Source organism: Rhodospirillaceae bacterium, from assembly GCA_028819475.1.
Classification (GTDB): Bacteria; Pseudomonadota; Alphaproteobacteria; order Bin65; family Bin65; genus Bin65.
This window is the reverse complement of record JAPPLJ010000053.1, coordinates 1-20738: the sequence shown is the minus strand read 5'-3', so window position 1 is coordinate 20738 and position 20738 is coordinate 1. Positions and strand designations below refer to the sequence as shown.

Genomic DNA, 20738 nt, shown 5'->3' with positions numbered 1-20738 from the left:
TCCTCGTATGGCGGCCTGCCACCGGCCGCCGCCTCCCCGTTGCCGGCCTGCGATGGCCGTTCATTCGTCCGCCGCCCGAAATCACCGCGCGCTCCCGCCGCCGGAGCGGCCGCGGGACCTGCCGAGCGTCTCGCGCAGTTCCTGGGTCGCATTCCTGTCGACCGTACAGGCCGCCGGGCTGCCGGCGACGACGACACCATAGCGATCCCGGGCCCCGGCCGTCGAGACCAGGCCGCGCCGGACGTCTTTCTGGACCTGTTCGGGGCTGCGGTCCAGCGGATTGCCCCATCCGCCGCCGCCCGCGGTCCGGAAGATCAGCCGGTCCCCGGGCGCCACCCTCACGCCGCCGGCCTTCGAGCCCGGCTGTTCGCGCGATCCGTCGGTTCGCACCACGATCTTTTCGGAGCACGCCCCCGCCTCGCCGCCGTTGCGGCCCCAGGGCTGCGATTGCTCCCGTTCGTCGCGCAAGCTCAGCGTGCCCGCCGTCCGGAACCTGTAGACTTTCTCGACACCGCAGCCGCCGCGATGCGCACCGGCGCCGCCGCTGTCGGCGATTGCCGTTACGCTCTCGACCGTGACGGAAAAATTTGATTCCAGCTGCTCGGCCGGCCGGCTCCTGGCGCCGGCGGAAAGCGACCGGCCGTCCCCGCCGTCGCGCCCGGAGCGCGCCGGCGCGCCGCCGAACAGGCGGTCAGTCAGGGAAACCGCCCTGCCGCGGCTGTCCTCGCCGGTGAAAACAAGCTGCGGGCTGGACCCGTAGCCGGCCGCGGCGCCCGCTGCGCCCGCGAACTGGCCGAGCGCGCCGTTCAACACATCGTAGACCCGCGCCAGGGTCTGGGCGCCGTTGCCCAGCGGCGCCGGAAAACGCGGGTGCAAAAGGCTGCCCGGGGGAAGCGTGATGCGCAGCGGCGCAAGCACCCCGTCGTTGACCGCGATTTCAGGATCGAACGTCCGAACCAGCAGACCGGCGGCGATATGGGCGAAGACCGTATCGTCAAGCAGCAGGTTGACCGGCCCTTCGGCCTGGGCAGCCGTGCCGGTCCAGTCGAAAAACGCCTGCTCGCCCTCGCGCCATACCGCCAGCTTGAGTGTGAACGGTCCGTTGCCGCAGCCGTCGCTGTCGATCCTGTCCTCGAAGGATTTCGGCTCTTCGGGGAGATGCTCGGCAACGATCCGGCGCAGGGCCCGCCCGGTGCGCTCCAGCGCCGCGGCGCAGGCCTGCCGGTAGCTCTCGGCCCCGAAGCGGACGCACAGGTCGGCGATCCCCCGTTCGCCGGCCTGCGCCGCTTCGACCAGCGCGCGGAGGTCGCCGTGGGCCGCCCCGGATTCGGGAATGTTGTTCAGCATAAGGTCCAGCGCCGCGCTGCTGGCCTGGCCATCGTCGAAAATGCGGATCGGCGGAATCCGCAGCCCTTCGCCGTAGACCGAGCGCGCGCCGTTCGGGGCGCTTCCCGGGACCGCGCCGGCACTGCCGGCCATTGGCGCCGTCGCGGCGCTGAAACCGACCGGATCGCCGCCGGTTTCCGCGGCGAATACCGGAACGATCGCCGTCCACGTCCCGGCCTGAACGCCGGCGTAGGGATCGCCGGCCAGGAATACGTCGCCCGGACGGAGATCGCGCGACCGGTTGCGGGCCAGGTCGGCGACGGCCGGCACCGGACGGCCGATCAATGTGGCGCCGCGGGCGTCGGTCAGCGTCGCCGTTTCGGCCGCCTTCTGCCGCGCCGGTTCGGCAATCGCAGCCTGTGCCAGAACGTTGCCCGCTTCCTTGCGGATCTGACGCCAGGCCGCCTCGATCCGGTCGAGGGCGAGCGCGTCCAGCGCGCCGCTCGGGGCCGGAGCGGCGCGCGGCCCCGTCGTCGTTGGGGACGCAGGTGTGCGCAGCGGGGCAGGATCCGTCGTGGCCGCCGACGGTTGCGCACCGTGGGCCAGCGCATCGGCCGCCCTCGCGAGCGCCGACCGGCGCGCCGCTTCCAGCGCCGCCTCGCGGTTTCCGTCTGCCGGCGCATCGCCGAATTCGAGCGCGGAGCGGCCGTCCACCGTCAGCCGGTAGAGCGCCGAAAGGGTGTTGCCGGTCACCTGTGTTTCGACCAGCTCGGCAGACCAGTCCGCGCCGAACCGCCGGTTCAGCACGGCATCGATGTCCGAATCCGCTTCGGCGTGCGGTTCGGTCGCCGGCTCTTCCGGAGCCGCAGCACGCTGCCGGCGGTTGCGCAGCCCGGCGGCGTCCGCCTGGCGCAGCCGGTCGGCGAAGGTCCGGTCGAACTGCTCGCGGGTCGATTCCAGCATCGCGTCGAGGGACGGCGTCGAGGAACGGGGTGGTGTCATGCGGCGTTGCCCCCGTCCCGGTCCGGCGCGATGACGAGAGCGCCGTCGGCCCCGGCCGCGCCGGCATAACCCGGATGAACCACCGCCGTCCAACCGTCCCCGGCGACCAGCGCCGGACCGGCGACCCGGCTGCCGGCGTCGAGCCGGCCCGCCGCATAAACCGGCGCGGTCAGGAAATTACCGTCGAGATAGATGCGCTGGTCGTCGACCTTTGCGCCGGAAGCGTCGCCCGGGCCGGACGGCCGCGGCGCGGATCGGCCCGGCGATGCGCCGTTGCGCCGTCCTGCCGCCCTGCCGCCGGCGACGGCGCGCAGCCGGACCAGTTCGACCGGCGCATCGAGCCGGACCCCGTGACGCTGCTCGAAGGCCGTCGAGAAGCGGTCCGCCAGGTCGCGCAGGCCCCAGTTGGGCAGGTTCACCGGATCGATATCGAGCGTGAAATCGCTGCCCTGACCGCGATAGCGCACATCCGCTTCGAAGCGGAGTTGCCGGCCGGTTGCGGATTCGCCCTCCTCGTCCAGCCAGGCGTTGGCGCTGCCGCCCAGCGAATCGAGAATCTCTCCGACCGCCGCGGCGTTCGTATCGTCGAGCAGGCAGCGGCAGCTGTGCCCGAATTCCTGCCGGGGCGGCGCATCGACAAAGCCGCGGGCCGACATCGAACCCGGCCGCGCCGGGATGACGACCGGCCCGTCGCCGCACAGGATAGCGAGCGCATTGCCGTGCAGCGGCCCGGCGCCGCCATAGGCGACCAGCGGCATCGACGCGATGTCGACGCCGTGCGCCGCCGTAGCCTGGCGCAGGGCGCCATACAGTTTCTCGTTGGCCAGGTCGCGAACGCCTTGTGCCGCGTGATAGGGGTTCACGCCCAGCCGGTCCGCGAGGCGGGCGATCGCGGCCTCCGCCGCGGCGCGGTCGGGCGCCCTGTCCTGCGCGGAACCCTGGTCGGACCCGGCCGGGATCAGGCCGAGCACGAGATTTGCATCGGTAAGCGTCGGCCCGTCGCCGCCGAAGCAGGCGGGTCCGCCGGCCGCGGCCTCCGGCCCGACGCGCAGCGCACCGTGGCTCGTGATCCGCACCGCCGCACCGCCGCCGGCGCCCGCCTGGAGGACGGCGATGGACGGCAGCGTCAGGTTCGCGCCGGCAACCGGCGTCTTGCGGGTGACGACGGGCGCGCCGTCGAGAATGATCCCGATCGTGGTCGCGCCGCCACCCATATCCAGGGCGAGCGCATCGCGACAGCCGGCATGCGCCGCCGCTACAGCTGCGGCGGCAACGCCCGCGGCCGGCCCGGCATTGAGCGCATCGACCGGGGAGTCGCCGGCATGCGCGACCGACATCGATCCGCCGTCGGCGCGCGCGACACGGATCTCCGCCGCGGCTTCCAGGGTATGTAGCGTGTCTGCAAAGCCCTCGAAATAGCGGGTGAGCGCCGGGCGCAGCACCGCCGTCGACACCGCCGCAACCGTCCGCTCGTAGTCGGCCGCTTCCCGGACGACATCGCTGGACAGGACGACCGGCATGTCGGCGGCGATTTCGCCGATCAGCGCCTTGAGCGCCCGCTCGTGCGCCGGGTTCGCGGCGGCGTGGAGCAGCGAAACCGCGATGGCCGTCGCACCGAGGTCGCGCAGCGTCTGGAGCGCGTCTCTTGCCCTCGCTTCGTCGATCGGCTGCCGGACCTGGCCGCCGGCCTCCATGCGCTCGTCAATGCCGAGGGTTGCGACGATGCGGCCGGCCAGCGGGCTCGCCCCCTGGCCGCGGCCGAGCAACAGCACATGCTCGAAGCCGGCCGTGACCAGCAGGCCGACGGCCGGACCGTCTGTTTCCGCAGGGTCGAGCCCCGAGACGCCGTGAACGACCGTCGCGATGTCGCCGGGCGCGACGCCGGCCCCGGCGGCCAGTTCGCGAATGCCGCCAGCGATGGCGGAAGCCGGATCGCCGGGGCTGTTCGCCGTCTTGAGCGCATGCACCGTCCCGGAATCGTCGCGCAGCAACAAATCCGTGAAAGTCTTGCCGATATCGATACCCAGGCGATGGGGCATGGGGTTTTCCGTCATTCCTCCCGCGCGCCGTCCGCGGGCCGGCGCGCAGGCGGATAATTCCCAACGCGGCCCGCGCCGTCAACCGATGCAGCGCCCGTTGCGGGGCGACCGATCGGCCCCTGCGTCAGGGCTTTTTTTCCGAAACCCGGTATGCTGTACTGCCGGCCGTTTCAACCACCGGACCCCGTTCGAGCCATGGCGCAGGTAACCGAGGGCCTACGTTCCCTTCGATTCTGGATCGTTATCGTCGGCCTCGTGATCCTGGCGGTCTTCGTCTATTTCTATCCGCCCTTCGAGAAACTGGTCAGCGACAGCATCCGGGGCCTGGCGTCGTCGACCATCGTCTTCTGGTTCGCCGCCTTCGTCGGCGTCGTCGCCTACGTCATTGCGCACTGGCAGTCGTTCCGCCAGCACTTCTTCCGCCGGGTCAGCGATCTGGACGCTGAAGGACTGGTCTTCGACACGCTGCAGGTCGCGCTTCTGGTCGCCCTGATCCTGTGCGCCGGCGGTATTCTCCAACTGATCGAGATGCTGAGCCTGCACCTGATCGATAAAGGCACGGTGCTCGACCCGCTCTTCGGGCGCAAGCTGCTCGCAATGATCGTGCTGGTGATCCTGGCGATCGGCTTCTACCTGCTGCACCGTATGGTGCGCGCCTTCCGCCTCGGGCGCCGCCCGGGCCGCACCCCGCCGCGCCGCAGTTCGAACGCCTAGGCGGCTGCTATGCCGCCAGCGCGTTGAAGGCATTGAGCGAGCTTTCGATTTCCGCCCGGTCCATATCCTGAACGATGAAGACGATGCGCGAGCGGCGGTCGCCGTCGGGCCAGCCGGTCATGTGGGTCGGTGGATGGACGATGTGCTGGACGCCGTTGATCAGCACCGGATCGGCGACGCCGGCGACGTTCACCATGCCCTTGACGCGCAGGACGCGCTCGCCGTGCCGGTTGAGCAGCATGCTCATCCACAGGCCGAACGCCGTCCAGTCCATCGGCCCGTCGAACCGGAGGCAGAAGGAGCCGACCCCGTGGCTATGGTCGTGGTCGTGTCCGTCGCCGGAAGCCGCGGCGAATCCCTCCAGCCAGCCGGCAACCTCGCGCCGCTTGCCGCCGGTCGCATAAAGATCGTCGGTCAGGAGGGTGTCCGGTTTCAACGGATCGGCGTCCATGTCGAATACCGGCGCGGCGGCGTTGATTTCGCGCACGGCGGCGCGGACGGTCCGGCCGCCGTCGTCCGCCATCGCCGTCTTGGTCAGCACGAACCGATCGGCGATCGCCGCCTGCTTGACCGATTCGGGATGGCGTTCGAGCTGCGCCGCCCCGTTCACCGCATCGATGACGGTGACGACGTTGCCGAGCCGGAAGTGATGCTGGAGCACCGGCTCGGCGAGAATCGTGTAGGCGATGGGCGTCGGGTCGGCGAGGCCGGAGGTCTCGATGGCGACGCGCCGGAAGGGCGGGATCTCGCCCCGCGTGCGCTGGGAGAACAGGCTTCTCAGCGCGCCCTGCAAATCTCCGCGAATGGCGCAGCACAGGCAGCCGCTGTCCATCAGCAGGACGCTTTCCTCGGCATGCTCGATCAGGTGATGGTCGAGGCCGACTTCGCCGAACTCGTTGATGAGGACGGCGGTGTCGCGCAGGGCCGGCGACCTGAGCAGCCGGGCCAGCAGCGTCGTCTTGCCGCTGCCGAGGAAGCCGGTGACGATGTTGATCGGGATCAGCGTGTCGTAGGCGGTCATCGCGCCGCAAGGCCGGCGAGCAGCGCCGGGTCCAGGGGATCGCAGCCGCGGCCGGTCAGGGCCTCGGCCGCAATCCAGACCTCGGTGATGTTGTCGACGATCTTCGAGCGCCCGGTGTGGGTCGACAGCACATAGGAACCGCCGCTGAAATCCGCGAGCTTCAGGCCGTAATGACCGAGGATGCGGTTGGCGAGGCGGATGCGCTCCTGGCGCTCGCGCCGCCGGGTCACCTCTTCCCGGCGGCTGGCGAAGGCTTCGGGCGAAGAACTGCTCTCGGTCCAGTGGCCGCGCCCGCCGAGCACGCCGCACAGGCTGCACATGGCGGAGCCGCCGCGACGCAACTATCCGCCAAGCCGGGCCGGCGCCACGCTCAGACGAGCACCGATTCCGGCCGCGCCGCCCCTTCGCGCGGATAGCGCTGGATGAAATCGTCGGCGATCTCGTCGAAGGTGCACCAGCGCACGCCGGCATGCTGGCTGATATAGTCGAACACCCGCTCCAGCATCAGCAGGACCTGCGGCCGGCCGGCGACGTCCGGGTGGATGGTCAGCGTGTAGACCGCGTAGTCGTATTCCCGGTAGACCCATTCGAACTGCTGGAGCCACAGGTCTTCGATATCCCGCGGGTTGACGAAGCCGAAGCTGTTCGGCGCCGACTTGATGAACATCATCGGCGGCAGGTCGTCGAGATACCAGCTGCCCGGAATGTCGACCAGGTCGGTCTCGACGCCGCGCACCAGCGGCTTCATCCACTCTTCCGCATTCTTCGAATAGTCGATCTTGGTCCAGCTGTCGCCGACCCGCGCGTAGAAGGGGTGGAAATCGTTGTTCATCAGGCTGTGGTCGTACTTGATACCCTTCTTCAGCAGCAGTTCGTTGGTAACGGTGCTGAACTCCCACCAAGGAGCGACATAGCCGGTCGGCCGGCGGCCGGACAGCCGCTCGATCAGCTCGATGCACTTGTCCAGAACCGCCTCTTCCTGCTCGGGCGTCATGGAGATGGGGTTCTCGTGGGAATAGCCGTGCATGCCGATCTCGTGGCCGGCGTCGACCACCATCTTCATCTGCTTCGGAAAGGTCTCGATCGAATGGCCGGGGATGAACCAACTCGTCCGGATGCCGAACTTGTCGAACAGCCGGACCAGGCGCGGCGAGCCGATTTCGCCGGAAAACAGGCCGCGGGAGATGTCGCAGGGCGAATCCTCGCCGCCGTAGGAGCCGAGCCAGCCGGCGACCGCATCGACATCGATCCCGATGGCGCACAGGATGTCCTTCTTGCCGCCGCCCGAGGCTGCCGCTGCGGGCGCAGGGCGGGTCGGAGCGGCCAGCGGCGGGCCGCCGCCGGGCGCACGGCCGCCCGGGTCGGTCCCCCGGTCAATCAGGGAACGCGGCTGGTAGCGCGGCCCGATCCCGCCGGAAGCGCGGGTCGCCCGCATCGAATCGCTGGTCCTGTCGTCGCTCATGTCACTCTCGTCGCTCGGGTATCGCAATAGCCCGGAGAGTGTCGATTTTTGCGCCGAAGCGCAATGGGCGGATATGCGGGCGGGTTCCGGCGGGGCATATCGCCCTGTCCGGTCATCACCACCGACCACCTCACTCGTCATCCCGACCGACCGGAGGGAGTGGAGGGATCTCAGCTCGAACGCGACGACAAGAGCCCGTGTTCGGCGACGAGATTCCTCCACTCCGCCACCCTTCGGGCGGCTCCGGTCGGAATGACGGGAGAGGAAAGAGCCGCAGTGGACGGGCCCGAATGCCGGGAAAGGGCGGGAGGGGACTGCGGCGCCCGGGGGGCGTCTTATTCCGCCGCCACTGCCATCGCGCTTTCGGCCGCCACCATCCGCTCGATCTTGCGCCGGGCGTGGATGCGCGCGCTGTCGTGCTTGATGTCGACCAGCGGGCGTTCGGGATCGGTTTCCAGGCAGGCCTGCTGCCGCTCGACGAAGTCGATGTCTTCCAGAAACGTGTTCCAGATTTCCTGGAACAGCTTGTCGTTGTCGGCCTCGCTGCGCGCCATGCAGCCGTTGTTGATCGCGAAATAGTAGTGGCAGCTGGTGTCGGTCTCAGGAGTCGCGCCGTGATAGATGCGCAGCGAGAAGCCGCCGTCCTGGTCCCGGTTCTCGCGCGCGCCGCGGCCGCTCTCCAGGGCGCCGGTCCATTGCAGCACCGTGATCGGCGCGACGTATTCGAATTCCTGCCAGCGGTCGACCTTCGCGCCCTCGGCAAATCCGGCCGCCTTGACGTAGGTCGGCGGCGGCTGGATGCCCTCCATCCAGCGAATGTAGTGGACGCCCGTATCCGTCCGCTTCGTGATCATCTCGGCGTTGACCTGGCCCATCTGGTCGCCGCCGCCGATGGTTTTGCGGTGGATGTAGGGGATGTGGGTCAGGTCCATCAGGTTTTCCATGACCAGCATGTAGTTGCACTTGAGGTGCATCCGGCCGTAGCGGACCGGCCAGTTCTCGGCGTCGTCGTTCCACGGCCAGTCGATCAGGGTCGAATCGTCGATCCGCTCCGGATCGCCCGTCCAGAGCCACACCATGCCCTGGCGTTCGACCACTGGATAGGCGCGGACGCAGGCCTGGGGCGGGATGCTGTCCTGGCCCGGGATGAAGACGCAGTCGCCGTCTCCGTTGAAGGTCAGGCCGTGATAGCCGCATTCCAGGCCGCGCTCGGTAACCTCGCCGAGCGACAGCGGCGTCGCGCGGTGGCTGCACCGGTCTTCCAGCGCCGCCGCCTTGCCCTCCCGGTCGCGAAACAGCACGACCCGCTCGTTCAGGATGGTCCGCGCCAGAGGCTTTTCGGTGACTTCGTGAGACCAGGCGCCGACATACCACGCGTTACGCGGGGCCGGCAGCGTCGCGATGTTGTGCATGGCCATCCCTCCGGAAGGTATTTTGCCGGTAGCCTATACCAACAGGCGGGCGCGTCAAAGCGGGGAAAGGCGGCATTTCCGGAAGGCCCGTCATGCGTCGCCGCTGCCGGTTCACCGGCGGGCGGCCGCGGGTTACATCCTCACCGACCGACACTCCCTGAAGCACGGGCGAGAGACGATGGACGATAAACGGGAAATGCGCACCGAATCCGATACGATGGGCGCCGTGAAGGTGCCGGCGGACCGCTACTGGGGGGCGCAGACCCAGCGCTCGCTCGGCAACTTCCGCATCGGCGAGGAGCGGATGCCGCGCGAGGTGATCCACGCCTACGGCGTGCTCAAGCGGGCGGCCGCCGAAGTCAACATGGAGCTTGGCGCGCTCGAGAAGAAGACCGGCAAGGGAATCGTCAGAGCGGCGACCGAGGTGATGAAGGGCAAGCTGGACGATCATTTCCCGCTGGTCGTCTGGCAGACCGGTTCGGGCACCCAATCGAACATGAACGCCAACGAGGTGATCTCGAACCGCGCCATCGAGCTGATGGGCGGCGAGATCGGCTCGAAGAACCCCGTCCATCCGAACGACCATGTCAACCGCAGCCAGTCGTCCAACGACACCTTCCCGACCGCCATGCACATCGCAGCGGTGGTGCAGATCGAGACGCTGCTGCTGCCGGCGCTGCGGCATCTGCGCGACACGCTTGACGGACGGCGCAAGGCTTTCGACCGGGTCATCAAGATCGGCCGGACCCATACTCAGGACGCCGTTCCGCTGACCCTCGGCCAGGAATTCTCGGGCTACGTCCAGCAGATGAAATACGGCATCGACCGGGTGAAGCAGACGCTGCCGCGTCTGTCGGAACTGGCACAGGGCGGCACGGCGGTCGGCACCGGCCTGAACGCGCCGAAGGGCTTTGACAAGGCGTTTGCCGCCCGGGTGTCGGAGATCACCGGCTTCCGCTTCCGCACCGCGCGCAACAAGTTCGAGGCGCTGGCGGCCAACGACGCGGCGGTCGAGGCGTCGGGCGCGCTCAACGTGCTGGCGGCCTCGCTGATGAAGATCGCCAACGATATCCGCTTTCTCGGCTCCGGCCCGCGCTCCGGCCTGGGCGAGCTGGTGCTGCCGGCTAACGAGCCCGGCTCCTCGATCATGCCCGGCAAGGTCAATCCGACCCAGTGCGAGGCGCTCACCATGGTGTGCTGCCAGGTGATCGGCAACCACACGGCGATCACCGTCGCCGGCTCGAACGGCCATTTCGAGCTCAACGTCTTCAAGCCGGTGATCATCCACAACCTGCTGCAATCGATCCGCCTGATCGCCGACGCCAGCGTCTCCTTCGCCGACAATTGCGTGGCCGGCATCGAGGCGAACGAGGCGCGGATCGACCGGCTGATGAGCGATTCGCTGATGCTGGTGACGGCGCTCAACCCGCATATCGGCTACGACAACGCGGCGAAGATTGCCAAGACGGCCCATGCCGACGGCTCGACCCTCAAGGAAGCCGGCGTGAAACTCGGCCTGCTGACGGAGGAACAGTTCGACGCCTGGGTGCGCCCGGAGAAGATGACGCGGCCGGGCTGAGGCGCGGATCGGCGATCCCGGCCCGGCAAATGAATGGATCAGGCGGCGCAACCCTCCGGCTTGAACACCCGCTCGGCCGAAGCCGGGAATTTGGCCAGCAGGGCCGCCGGACGGATCGGGCGCGCTACCAGGTTGCCGCCGCAGTTGGGGCAGATGCCGTTCAGCCGGCTCCCGGCACAGGCGGCGCAGAAGGTGCACTCGAAGCTGCAGATGCGCGCATCGGCACCGTCCGGCGGCAGATCCCGGTCGCAGCATTCGCAACCCGGTTTCAGGATCAGCATGGCGGTTGTCTCCCGATGACGGAGCGGGTCGTCAAGCGCTCGGTCACGATCCGCGGGCACCGGACCAGCGTATCGCTGGAGGCGCCGTTCTGGGAAGCGCTGAAAGACATCGCCGCCGCCGAGGGCCGCTCGCTCGCCGGCCTGATCGCGGAAGTGGACGAAGCGTCGGAAGGCAATCTGTCGAGCGCCCTGCGGCTCCACGTTCTGGCCTGGCTGCGCGGGCGGCTTACTTGAGCACGCCGGGCCAGTTTTTGTTGGCCTTGCGGATGTAGCCGGGAATGTCCCGCTTCCAGGTCCGCTGTACGCTGCGGTCGTAGTTGAGGTAGAGCTTGCCGTCGACGACCGACCACTGGTCGACCTCGATCTTGACGGCGTAGCCCTGGGCGACGCCATAGGCGCAATAACCGCCATATTGCGGCGCCCAGCGCTCCGGATCCTGCCTGAACTTGTCCCGGTTGGCGGCGCTGGAGAAATACCAGGTCGCGCTTTTCCATACGTGGGTGAATTCCGGCTTGCCGGCGACCGGCTTGCCCTCGGTGAAATAGGCGACCGGATCGTAGCCGCGGATCGCCATGCCGCCGGGCGCGAAGATTTCCGGCTTGGCGGCGGTCGCCGGCGCGACGGTGTAATGGCCCGCAAGGGCCGCGACCGGCGCGGCGAGGGCTGCGGCGAGAAGGAAGCGGCGGGAGAGAGTCATCGGGGCCTCCGCACGGTACGGGGTTCGGGATCGGCTTCCATGTGGGTATCGCGAACCGGGCTTTCAGCACAAATCGACATAACAGCGCTGTGAAACCGGCGTGCGCCACCAGCCGCGCGACGCGGAGTCAGGGTTGATCCGCCGCCCGCCGCCTCTAAAACACAAGCCGACTGTCGCTTTCTTCCGCCCGTCGCGGAGCACGAGGGAGGTATCGGAGTGAGAGCCCGTCGCTGGGTCGGCGCCATGAGGCCGGGCGAAGCGCTGCCCGGCCGGAGCCGCGCCGGAAGGAAGCAGGCGGAAAGTGCGCCCGCCGCGGACGCGGACGGGCTGCGCGGCCGGCTGCGCGCCGTGATCGACAGGCCGCACTTCCAGTGGGCAGTGACCGCGCTCATCACCGTCAACGCGCTCACCCTCGGCCTCGAAACCTCGAAGGTCGCCATGGCCCATGCCGGCGGGCTGATCGCCGGGCTGGACCGGATCATTCTCGGCGTTTTCGTAGTCGAAATCCTGCTCAAGATGGTCGCCTACGGGCCCCTCGGCTTCTTCCGGCGCGGCTGGAACGTCTTCGATTTCGTCATTGTCGGGATCGCACTGGTACCGAGCGCCGGCGCCTTCTCGGTCCTGCGCGCCCTGCGCATCCTGCGGGTCCTGCGGCTCGTCTCGATCGTGCCGGCGATGCGCAAGGTGGTGCTCGCCCTGCTCGCCAGCATTCCCGGCGTCAGTTCGATCATGATGCTGATGGTGCTGGTCTTCTACATTTTCGCGGTGATCGCAACGCGGCTCTACGGCGAGACCTTCCCGCAATGGTTCGGCACGGTCGGCGAGAGCATGTATTCGCTGTTCCAGATCATGACCCTGGAAAGCTGGTCCATGGGCATCGTCCGCCCGGTGATGGAAACCTTCCCGAACGCCTGGCTGGTCTTCGTGCCCTTCATCCTCGTCACCAGCTTCGCCGTGCTCAACCTGTTCATCGCGGTGATCGTCAACGCCATGCAGGAGCAGCAGGCCTACGATCTCGAGGAGGCCCGCGATACGCTCGAACAGGATATCGCCGAGCAGACCATGAAATTGACCGAGGAAGCGAAGGCGCGGACCGAAATCCTCGGCCAGAAGGTCGACGCCCAGACCGGGGAGCTGACGGCCGAGATCGGCGCGCTCAAGGCCGAGATCCGCGAGCTCAAATCCCTGCTGGCGGAAAAACCGTGACCGCGTTGCCGGAGCCGACCTCGCCGCTCAACCGGGTGCGCCGCCGGGTCGGCGCCTTCATGGAGAGCCCGCGGGTCACGCGCGCGATCACCGCGGTGATCGTGTTCAACGCGATCACCCTCGGCCTGGAAACCTCGGCCGGCGTCATGGAGCGCGTCGGGCCGATTCTGCTGCTCCTCGACGATATCGTGCTGGCGATCTTCGTGATCGAACTGCTCGCCAAGCTGTTCGCCTTCGGCTGGCGCTATTTCACCAACGGCTGGAACGTCTTCGATTTCATCATCGTCGGCATCGCGCTCGCGCCGGCGAGCGGCGATCTCACGGTGTTGCGCGCGCTGCGCATCCTGCGCGTTCTGCGGCTGGTCGCCATCGTGCCGTCGATGCGCAAGGTGGTGATGGCGCTGATGGCGGCGATTCCGGGCGTCTCCAGCGTCATCGCCCTGCTTGCGCTGGTCTATTACGTCTTCGCCGTCATGGTGACCAAGCTTTACGGCAAGGCCTTCCCCGACTGGTTCGGCACGGTCGGCGACAGCATGTATTCCCTGTTCCAGATCATGACGCTGGAAAGCTGGTCGATGGGCATCGTCCGGCCTGTGATGGAGCAATATCCCGGCGCCTGGATGGTCTTCGTGCCGTTCATCCTGATGACCAGCTTCGCCGTCATCAACCTGTTCATCGCCGTGATCGTCAACGCCATGACCGAGCAGAGCCAGGCCGAATCCGCGGCGCTCAAGGAGGAGATGCACGCCGTCACCGAGGCCGAAGCCTCCGCCCTGATGCAGCGCATGGCAGCCCTGCAGCGCCAGATGGACGAGATCAAGGGGATGCTGGAGCGGCGTTAGCCGGCCGCTTCCAGCAGCAGCGCGGCGGTCTCGGCCGGGTGCGAGATCATCAGGTCGTGGGGCCCGTCGATGCGGCGGCGCAGCCAGCCCGGTCCGGACGCCACGCCCGCATGGATCGCGTGGAAGGGCGACGGGTCGTTGGCGGTCGCCAGGACATGCATCCTGCGGCTGACCGTCTGCCAGGCGCCGCTGAGCGGCAGGGGGTCGGTAAGGCAGCGCAGGGGGTGCGGCGTCACCTTGGGCTCGACCCAGGCCTGCTGCGCCGGATCGTCGAGCCAGGCGCTCGCCGGCAGAGGCGGCACCTTCCAGCCGTCGCCCCGTTCCGCGGCAGACCTCTCGAACGCCGCGACGCGCTCCGGCGGCGCCATGTCGTTGACGCACTGCCCGTCCCCCGGCACGAAGGCGTCGAGATAGACAAGCGCGCGCAGCCGCCCGGCCGCGCGGTCGGCGGCGCCGGTAACGACCATCCCGCCATAGCTGTGGCCGCACAGCACGATGTCGTCCAGTTCTTCCCATTCGAGCAGATTGACGATGTCCAGGATGTGGGTCTCCAGGCCGGTCTCGCGGGTCAGCAGATGCGCGCGGTCGGCGAGGCCGGTCAGCGTCGGCGCAAACACCCGATGGCCGGCCGCTTGCAGCCGTCCGGCGACATCCCGCCAGTGCCAGGCGCCATGGACCAGGACGAAATCGGTCATGGGCCGGCATCCCCCTCGGCGGCCCCGTTTCCCCCGGCCAGATCGTCGGCGATGAAGCCGCGGACGATTTCGTCGATCGATGCGTCCGGCGCGATGCCGAGCGCCTCGCCCCTGGCGCCGTGCGCCGCGCCGGGCCAGCCGCCGACGATCTTCATGATTGCCGGGTCCGGCCTCCAGCGGATCGCGCCGATGCTGCGGTTGCCGGCGTTGCGCGCCACCGCATCGGCCATGTCCGACGCCGTCGCCCGGAGGCCCGACAGCAGCAGCGTCCGCTTCAGGCCGAGCCGTTCGCCGGGCAGGTCGTGGACGGCGATGAACGCGTCCACCGTGCGCCGGGGCGACAGGCAGGCCATCGCGACATGAGGCTCGACCGGGCAGTCGTAATCCTTGCCCTGCAACGGCTCGCGGATAATCGAGCTTGCCCAGGTCGAGGCCGCGCGGTTCGGCGCCGGCCGCACCATGATCGTCGGCAGGCGCAGCGCCCGGCCGTCGATATAGCCCTTGCGGGTGTAGTCGTGGATCAGTTGCTCGCCGACCAGCTTCTGGATGCCGTAGGAGGTCTGCGGCAGGGGCGGGGTATCGTCCTCGATCGTCTCCGGCAGGTCGCCGCCATAGACCGCGATAGACGAGGCGAAGACCAGGCGCGGCGGCGCGGTCAGCCCGCGGCAGGCTTCGAGCAGGTTGCGCGTGCCGTCCAGATTGACCCGGTAGCCGAGTTCGAAATCCTCCTCCGCCCCGGCGCTGACGATGGCGGCGAGGTGGAAGACGCTGGCCGCATCGCCGCCGACTAGGTCGCGTACCGTAGCGGCGTCGCCGATATCGCCGGTCACCGCTTCGGCCCGTCCGCCGAGATCGTCCGGCGGGACGTTGTCGAACAGCACGAGTTCCGTTACCTGCGCCGGCGCGCCGTCCGGCCCGGCGAGCGTACCGCGCTCCAGGATCGCCCGCGCCAGCTTCCGCCCGAGAAACCCGGCCCCGCCGGTAATGATGACGCGCATGAGTGTTGCCTCTTCTCCTTGGGTTCTGTCGCGATTTTCTCCGACAGGGGGCTGGCCCGGTCAACTCACATGGGAATGGCGCCTCATACCCTCTGCCTGTGTCGGTTGCAAATTGTCAACTGACAGGCGACAGATTATACTTGCGCAATGATCGTTTCGTTCCGGCATCGCGGGCTGAAGGCGCTTTACGAGGGCCGGACGGCCCGGCGCGTGGCACCGGCGCATGTCGGGAAACTGCGGGATATCCTGGCGGCGCTCGATCTCAGCCGGGGGCCGGAGGACATGAACCTGCCGGGCTTTCGGTTGCACGAACTGAAAGGACGCTTAAAGGGCCATTGGGCGGTTTCGGTATCGGGCAACTGGCGCGTCACGTTCCGGTTCGAGGATGGCGCGGCGGTCGATGTGGACTATGTGGACTATCACTGAGGAGGTCGGTCATGAGCATGCATAACCCGCCGCATCCGGGCGGCATCGTGAAACGGCAGTGCCTCGAACCCCTGGGTTTGACCGTGACGCGGGCCGCCGAAGGGTTGGGTGTCACGCGGCAGGCGCTTTCGGAGCTGGTGAACGAGCGCACCGGGATCTCGGTTGAAATGGCGATCCGGCTGTCGAAGGCCTTCGGCTCGACGCCGGAAACCTGGCTCGGCATGCAGATGGCCTGGGATCTCTGGCAGGCCCGCGAGCGCGCCGGCCGGATCGCGGTCGAGCGGTTCGCGGCGGCGTGACCGGCGAGGTGCGCCGGTGCCGGGATAGCCGCATTTACGCCGCGTTGAAGTACGGTATTCTGGGGACGATCGGCGCGGGAGCGCATCCGCGGAGAGGGCAATGACCGACTCACTCATCGACCGGAACCCGGAAATCCTGGGCGGGACTCCCGTGTTTGCCGGCACCCGGGTTCCGGTGCGCATCCTGATGGAGCATCTGGAAGCGGGCGACCGGCTTGACGAATTTCTGGAGGACTACCCGTCCGTCTCGCGGCGCCAGGCGATCGCAGTGCTGGAGCGTGCAACGGCGATGCTGATGTCCGGCACCGATGAAGCTGCTGCTTGACGATTCCGTGCCGCGGCGGCTCGCATTTTACTTTCCGAAATCGTTTACAGTGCACACGGTGCAGGAGATAGGCTGGACGGGCACTGACAACGGCCTTCTGCTGTCCCTCGCCGCCGGCAGAGAATTCGCCGCCGTCATTACGGTCGACCGGGGCATCGAGCATCAACAGAATGCGGACGACCTGCCGATTCCGGTTGTGATCATGATCGCCGCCCGTAACCGGTTGCAGGATTTGCAGTCGCTCGTTCCCGGCGTCGTCGCTGTTCTGTCCGGCGGCCTGCAAAGGCGCTTCTACCGCGTACCGGCTTGAAGCGTTATACGGCTTCGGCATAACGCGAGGGGCCTCGCCGACGATAGGGAGAAATTGAGCCTTGACCCCCGTTCCGTACACCCTCCCCGCCGATCGCATCCTCGCCACCCATGTCGGCAGCCTGCCTCGGCCCGACGACCTGATCGACCTGCTCGTCGCCAGGGACCGCGACCGGCCCTATGACGCTGCGCTGCTTGAGCGCCGCGTCGCCGAATCGGTGACGGAGATCGTCCGGAAACAGGTAGACTGCGGCGTCGACATCGTCAGCGACGGCGAGATGTCGAAAATCTCCTACACCAACTATGTCAAGCACCGGCTCAGGGGCTTCGGCGATCCGGAGCCGCTGCGCTTTTTGCCGTCGGACCTGAAGGCCCATCCGGACTACGCCGCCAGCATGCGCGCGAACGCCAAGCTGCCGAACCTCGACCCGCCGGCCTGCCGCGCGCCGATCGAGCCCGGCGATACCGGGCCGCTGGAAACCGACCTTGCGAACTATCGCGCGGCAGTGGACGCGGCTCAGCCGGCCGGCGCCTTCATGAACGCCGCCTCCCCCGGCGTCGTCGCCCATTTCATGCCCAACGCCTTTTACGAGACCCGCGACGCCTATGTCCTGGCGCTCGGCGAGGCGCTGACCGGCGAATACGAGGCGATCCACGAGGCCGGCTTCCTGCTCCAGATCGACTGCCCGGACCTCGCCATGATCCGCCACATGGAGTTCGCCGGCCGGTCCCTCGAAGACTTCCGCCACGCCGCCGAAGTCGGCGTCGAGGCGCTCAACCACGCGACCCGCAACATCCCGGCCGAAGCGATGCGTATGCACATCTGCTGGGGCAACTATCCGGGCCCGCACACCCACGACGTGCCCTTCGCCGCGATGGCGGACATCGTGTTCCGGGCCAGGCCGTCGACCGTGCTGTTCGAGGGCGCCAATCCCCAGCACGGCCACCAGCACGAAGACCTGGCCGATTTGCCCATCCCCGGCGACAAGATTCTGGCGCCCGGCGTCATCGACACCAACACCAACCATGTCGAGCACCCGAAGCTGGTTGCCCAGCGCCTGTGCGCCTACGCCGATATCGTCGGGCGCGAGCGGGTCCAGGCCGGCACCGATTGCGGCTTCTCCACGCTGGCCAGCCTGCCGCGGGTCTGGCCCAGCATCGTCTGGGAGAAGCTGCGCGCGCTGGCGGACGGCGCGGCGCTCGCGACCGACCGGCTGTGGGGGCGGAAGGCCGCGTAGCATGGAGCACCCGCCTTTCCGAATCCACGTCTGCGAGCCGGAGCGGCGCGAGCCCGGCTTCATCGTGCTGCCGGTCGGCAAGGCGGTGCGGGCGATCTCGCGCGATTCCGAGTTCGAGGCGCTGGTCGCGCTCGACCGTCACGGCAAAGTCGCCTGGCAATGGCGTTCGCCCGGCAACCGCTCGCTGATGGACGTCAAGCGCACGCCGCGCGACACGCTGCTGGTCCTGACGACCGACGGCTGCATCCTCGAGGTCGCGCAATCGGGCGAGACGATCCGCGCCTGGTCGTCGCCGGGCCGCGGCCCGCAGGCGGAAAACGCGATCCCCGTCGATACGCTGTATTTCCACCATTCGGTGCAGGAACTGCCGGACGGCAATTTCGCCGCCCTGTCGCTGACGACGCGGACCTTCGACGATTACCCGCTCTCCGAACACGACATCGCCGGGCCGCGCGGCCAGCGCGAGCTGGCCGGCGACACGGTCGTCGAATTCACGGCCGACGGCACGGTGGTGCGCGAACACGATTTCTTCGACATCATCGACCCGCACCGGATCGGCCACGGGCTGGACGCGCCTTTCTGGACCATCGCGGAGGTCGTGCCCGGCGGCGCGGACTGGACCCACGCCAACGGGCTGATCCACGATCCGTCGGACGACAGCTTCATCGTCACGGTCCGCCACCAGGACTGCGCCATCAAGATCGACCGCAAGAGTGGCGCGCTCACATGGATCCTCGGCACGCCGGACGGCTGGCGCGAGCCCTGGGCGTCGAAGCTGCTGAACCCCGCCGGCCGGCCGGACTGGTTCTGGCATCTGCACGATCCGAGCCTCATGCAGGACGGCTCCCTGCTGCTGTTCGACAACGGCGAGAGCGGCGCTTTCCCGCCGGCGCCCAAGCCGGACATCGATACGCTGGTCAGCCGCGCCATCGCCTACCGGATCGACGAAGGGGCGATGACCTGCAAGCCGGCCTGGTCGTTCGAAGGGCCCTATTCCATGTATGTCAGCGGCGCCTGCGAACTGCCGGAGACCGGCAACGTCTTCGTCACCTTCGGCGGCATCACGCTGACCCGGCCGGAGGGCGCGCGCACCGACCTGCCGCCGAAAGGCTACGGCAGCGCGGAGGTCTTCGAGGTGACGCGGACCGACCCGCCGGAAATCCTGTTCCACGCCGAACTGAACGACCGCGACGGCGACGCCGGGCAGGGCTGGGCGATCTTCCGCGCCGAACGGGTGCCGCCCGACTGGTTCGGCGGCAGTGGATGACGCGCCCGCGGACGGTGGCGGGAAACCGAAGGCAGGGGAGGCGGCCATGACGACCGGCCTGGTCTGGGATGAGCGCTTCATGTGGCACGACACGGGCACGCGCTTCGGACCCATCGGCGGGCTCGACTGGATGGAGCCCGTCGAGCCGCCGGAGAGCGCGCCGGGCAAGCGGCGGATCAAGAACCTGCTCGACGCCAGCGGCCTGTCCCGCGCGCTGGTCATGCTCGCGCCCGCGCCGGCGAGCGATGCCGACCTGCTGCGCGTCCATACCCAGGCGCATCTCGACCATGTGGCGGCGGTGAGCGCGGCCGGCGGCGGCAACGTCGCCCGCCGCTTCGCCACGACGCGGGTCGGCGCGGACGGCGAGAAGATCGCCCGCCTCGCCGCCGGCGCCGGGATCGCGGCGGTCGACGCTGTGCTCGCCGGAACGGCCGACAACGCCTATTGCCTGCACCGGCCGCCCGGCCACCACGCCGAGCCGGACGAGGCCATGGGCTTCTGCATCTACGCCAACGCGGCGATTGCCGGCGCCTATGCGCTGGACGCCGGCGGGCTGGCGCGCATCGCCTTCGTCGACTGGGACGCCCATCACGGCAACGGCACCCAAGCGGCCTTCTGGACCGATCCGCGGGCGCTCGCCATCTCGCTGCACCAGGATTGCGCCTTCCCGCCCGGCAGCGGCGCCGCGGAGGAGACCGGGGAAGGCGCCGGCGCCGGGACCAACATCAACATTCCCCTGCCACCGGGTTCCGGCGAAGGCGCCTATCTGGCGGCGTTCGAGCGCGTCGTGCTGCCGGCGCTCACCGCCTTCCGGCCGGACCTGATCTTCGTGCCCAGCGGCTTCGATTCCGGCGGCCACGACCCGCTCGCCCGCATGATGTTGACCAGCGAGAGCTTCCGCCGCATGACGGAGCTGCTGCTGGCGGCGGCCGGCGACCTGTGCGGCGGGCGCATCGTGATGCTGCACGAGGGCGGCTATGCGCCCCATATCGTGCCCTTCATGGCGCTCGCCGTGTTCGAGGCGCTCGCCGGCGAGACGACCGGCGTGACCGACCCCTTCCTGCCGGCGCTCGCCGGCAACCCCTGGCAGGCCCTCCAGCCCCACCAGGACCGCGCCATCGCCGCCGCCGAGCGGGCCGGGCTGGCCGCCTTTCTGGCGCGGTAGCCGTCTGCGGATGTCATGATGTGTCATGTTTTGTCATGATTCGTCATGGCGTCCCTCTCCGCTCCAATCGTCATTCCGACCCGTAGCCCCGGATTGAATCCGGGGCGGAGTGGAGGAATCCCGTCGCCGGATTCGGGTTCTTGTCGTCGAGTTCGAGCCGAGATCCCTCCATTCGCTTCGCTCAGTCGGGATGACGGAAAGGGAGAGCGCCCGGCCGGGATGACGGACAGGGCAAGCGGCGGCAGTTGTACGCACGCAGGCGTCAGGGAATGTCATGATTCGTCATGTTTCTCCGTTTCCGGCCAGATACCGGGCCTCAAAGCGTCCCCCCTCCCCCAAGGATTCCTCTGCGAAAAGGGCCGGGCCGCCGGAGACTTGTCCTTCCCCCTCTTCAGAGGATTCCTCTGCAAAAGGCCGGTAGGGAGGGATCTGGCG

The 20738-nt window shown here is 68.5% G+C and carries 22 protein-coding genes; 12 read left to right on the top strand and 10 right to left on the bottom strand.

Features of this window, described 5'->3' with window-relative positions; translation table 11 throughout:
* Window positions 1–81: 81 nt before the first annotated feature.
* Window positions 82–2328, bottom strand: a complete 2247-nt coding sequence (locus tag OXM58_16750; protein MDE0150013.1) for a hydantoinase B/oxoprolinase family protein — start codon at window positions 2326–2328, stop codon at window positions 82–84.
* Window positions 2325–4367, bottom strand: a complete 2043-nt coding sequence (locus OXM58_16745) for a hydantoinase/oxoprolinase family protein (protein MDE0150012.1) — start codon at window positions 4365–4367, stop codon at window positions 2325–2327. The genes OXM58_16750 and OXM58_16745 overlap by 4 nt, the downstream gene beginning before the upstream one ends.
* 195 nt (window positions 4368–4562) lie before the next feature.
* On the opposite strand from OXM58_16745, the gene OXM58_16740 reads away from it, so the two are divergent.
* Window positions 4563–5081 (top strand): hypothetical protein, encoded by a 519-nt coding sequence (locus OXM58_16740; GenBank protein ID MDE0150011.1) that lies wholly within the window; start codon window positions 4563–4565, stop codon window positions 5079–5081.
* Between the two features lie 7 nt (window positions 5082–5088).
* Here OXM58_16740 and OXM58_16735 read toward each other — a convergent pair whose 3' ends face one another.
* The 4 genes from OXM58_16735 to OXM58_16720 all read right to left on the bottom strand — a co-directional run bounded on the left by OXM58_16735 (window position 5089) and on the right by OXM58_16720 (window position 8976).
* Complete coding sequence (locus OXM58_16735) at window positions 5089–6102, bottom strand: GTP-binding protein (protein MDE0150010.1); 1014 nt, start codon at window positions 6100–6102, stop codon at window positions 5089–5091.
* Entirely contained in the window at window positions 6099–6422 is a 324-nt protein-coding gene (locus OXM58_16730) for a hypothetical protein (protein ID MDE0150009.1), read from the bottom strand. The genes OXM58_16735 and OXM58_16730 overlap by 4 nt, the downstream gene beginning before the upstream one ends.
* A gap of 50 nt (window positions 6423–6472) precedes the next feature.
* The gene (locus OXM58_16725) at window positions 6473–7564 is read right to left on the bottom strand and encodes a polysaccharide deacetylase (GenBank protein MDE0150008.1); all 1092 of its coding nucleotides are present in this window, start codon (window positions 7562–7564) and stop codon (window positions 6473–6475) included.
* A gap of 335 nt (window positions 7565–7899) precedes the next feature.
* The gene (locus tag OXM58_16720) at window positions 7900–8976 is read right to left on the bottom strand and encodes an aromatic ring-hydroxylating dioxygenase subunit alpha (GenBank protein MDE0150007.1); all 1077 of its coding nucleotides are present in this window, start codon (window positions 8974–8976) and stop codon (window positions 7900–7902) included.
* A 178-nt stretch (window positions 8977–9154) separates the two neighbouring features.
* On the opposite strand from OXM58_16720, the gene fumC reads away from it, so the two are divergent.
* A complete protein-coding gene (gene fumC / locus OXM58_16715; GenBank protein MDE0150006.1) occupies window positions 9155–10555 on the top strand; it encodes a class II fumarate hydratase in 1401 nt (466 codons plus the stop codon).
* Window positions 10556–10593: 38 nt separating this feature from the next.
* On the opposite strand, the gene OXM58_16710 is transcribed toward fumC, so the two are convergent.
* Window positions 10594–10836, bottom strand: a complete 243-nt coding sequence (locus tag OXM58_16710; protein ID MDE0150005.1) for a DUF1272 domain-containing protein — start codon at window positions 10834–10836, stop codon at window positions 10594–10596.
* 15 nt (window positions 10837–10851) lie between these two features.
* Between OXM58_16710 and OXM58_16705 the strand changes: the two genes are divergently transcribed.
* Window positions 10852–11070 carry a ribbon-helix-helix domain-containing protein gene (locus OXM58_16705; GenBank protein ID MDE0150004.1) on the top strand — a complete coding sequence of 73 codons (219 nt, stop codon included), beginning with the start codon at window positions 10852–10854 and terminating at the stop codon, window positions 11068–11070.
* Here the strand turns inward: OXM58_16705 and OXM58_16700 are convergent.
* Entirely contained in the window at window positions 11063–11533 is a 471-nt protein-coding gene (locus OXM58_16700; protein MDE0150003.1) for a YHS domain-containing protein, read from the bottom strand. The two genes, OXM58_16705 and OXM58_16700, sit on opposite strands and share 8 nt — an antisense overlap.
* A 216-nt stretch (window positions 11534–11749) precedes the next feature.
* Here OXM58_16700 and OXM58_16695 point away from each other — a divergent pair, with 216 nt between their 5' ends.
* Window positions 11750–12739 carry an ion transporter gene (locus OXM58_16695; protein ID MDE0150002.1) on the top strand — a complete coding sequence of 330 codons (990 nt, stop codon included), beginning with the start codon at window positions 11750–11752 and terminating at the stop codon, window positions 12737–12739.
* Window positions 12736–13581 carry an ion transporter gene (locus OXM58_16690; protein MDE0150001.1) on the top strand — a complete coding sequence of 282 codons (846 nt, stop codon included), beginning with the start codon at window positions 12736–12738 and terminating at the stop codon, window positions 13579–13581. The genes OXM58_16695 and OXM58_16690 overlap by 4 nt, the downstream gene beginning before the upstream one ends.
* On the opposite strand, the gene OXM58_16685 is transcribed toward OXM58_16690, so the two are convergent.
* Window positions 13578–14276 (bottom strand): alpha/beta hydrolase, encoded by a 699-nt coding sequence (locus OXM58_16685; protein MDE0150000.1) that lies wholly within the window; start codon window positions 14274–14276, stop codon window positions 13578–13580. The genes OXM58_16690 and OXM58_16685 overlap by 4 nt on opposite strands.
* A complete protein-coding gene (locus OXM58_16680; GenBank protein ID MDE0149999.1) occupies window positions 14273–15274 on the bottom strand; it encodes an NAD-dependent epimerase/dehydratase family protein in 1002 nt (333 codons plus the stop codon). Before OXM58_16680 ends, OXM58_16685 begins: the two co-directional genes overlap by 4 nt.
* Window positions 15275–15421: 147 nt before the next feature.
* Between OXM58_16680 and OXM58_16675 the strand changes: the two genes are divergently transcribed.
* The 7 genes from OXM58_16675 (at window position 15422) to OXM58_16645 (ending at window position 20303) form a co-directional block, all read left to right on the top strand.
* A complete protein-coding gene (locus OXM58_16675) occupies window positions 15422–15700 on the top strand; it encodes a type II toxin-antitoxin system RelE/ParE family toxin (GenBank protein MDE0149998.1) in 279 nt (92 codons plus the stop codon).
* Between the two features lie 11 nt (window positions 15701–15711).
* Window positions 15712–15999 (top strand): HigA family addiction module antitoxin, encoded by a 288-nt coding sequence (locus tag OXM58_16670; protein MDE0149997.1) that lies wholly within the window; start codon window positions 15712–15714, stop codon window positions 15997–15999.
* A gap of 100 nt (window positions 16000–16099) precedes the next feature.
* Window positions 16100–16324 (top strand): DUF433 domain-containing protein, encoded by a 225-nt coding sequence (locus tag OXM58_16665; GenBank protein MDE0149996.1) that lies wholly within the window; start codon window positions 16100–16102, stop codon window positions 16322–16324.
* Window positions 16308–16634 carry a hypothetical protein gene (locus OXM58_16660; GenBank protein ID MDE0149995.1) on the top strand — a complete coding sequence of 109 codons (327 nt, stop codon included), beginning with the start codon at window positions 16308–16310 and terminating at the stop codon, window positions 16632–16634. Before OXM58_16665 ends, OXM58_16660 begins: the two co-directional genes overlap by 17 nt.
* 61 nt (window positions 16635–16695) lie before the next feature.
* Entirely contained in the window at window positions 16696–17871 is a 1176-nt protein-coding gene (locus OXM58_16655; GenBank protein MDE0149994.1) for a cobalamin-independent methionine synthase II family protein, read from the top strand.
* A gap of 1 nt (window position 17872) precedes the next feature.
* Complete coding sequence (locus OXM58_16650) at window positions 17873–19138, top strand: aryl-sulfate sulfotransferase (protein ID MDE0149993.1); 1266 nt, start codon at window positions 17873–17875, stop codon at window positions 19136–19138.
* A gap of 46 nt (window positions 19139–19184) precedes the next feature.
* Window positions 19185–20303 carry a class II histone deacetylase gene (locus tag OXM58_16645; protein MDE0149992.1) on the top strand — a complete coding sequence of 373 codons (1119 nt, stop codon included), beginning with the start codon at window positions 19185–19187 and terminating at the stop codon, window positions 20301–20303.
* The last annotated feature ends 435 nt before the right edge of the window (window positions 20304–20738 follow it).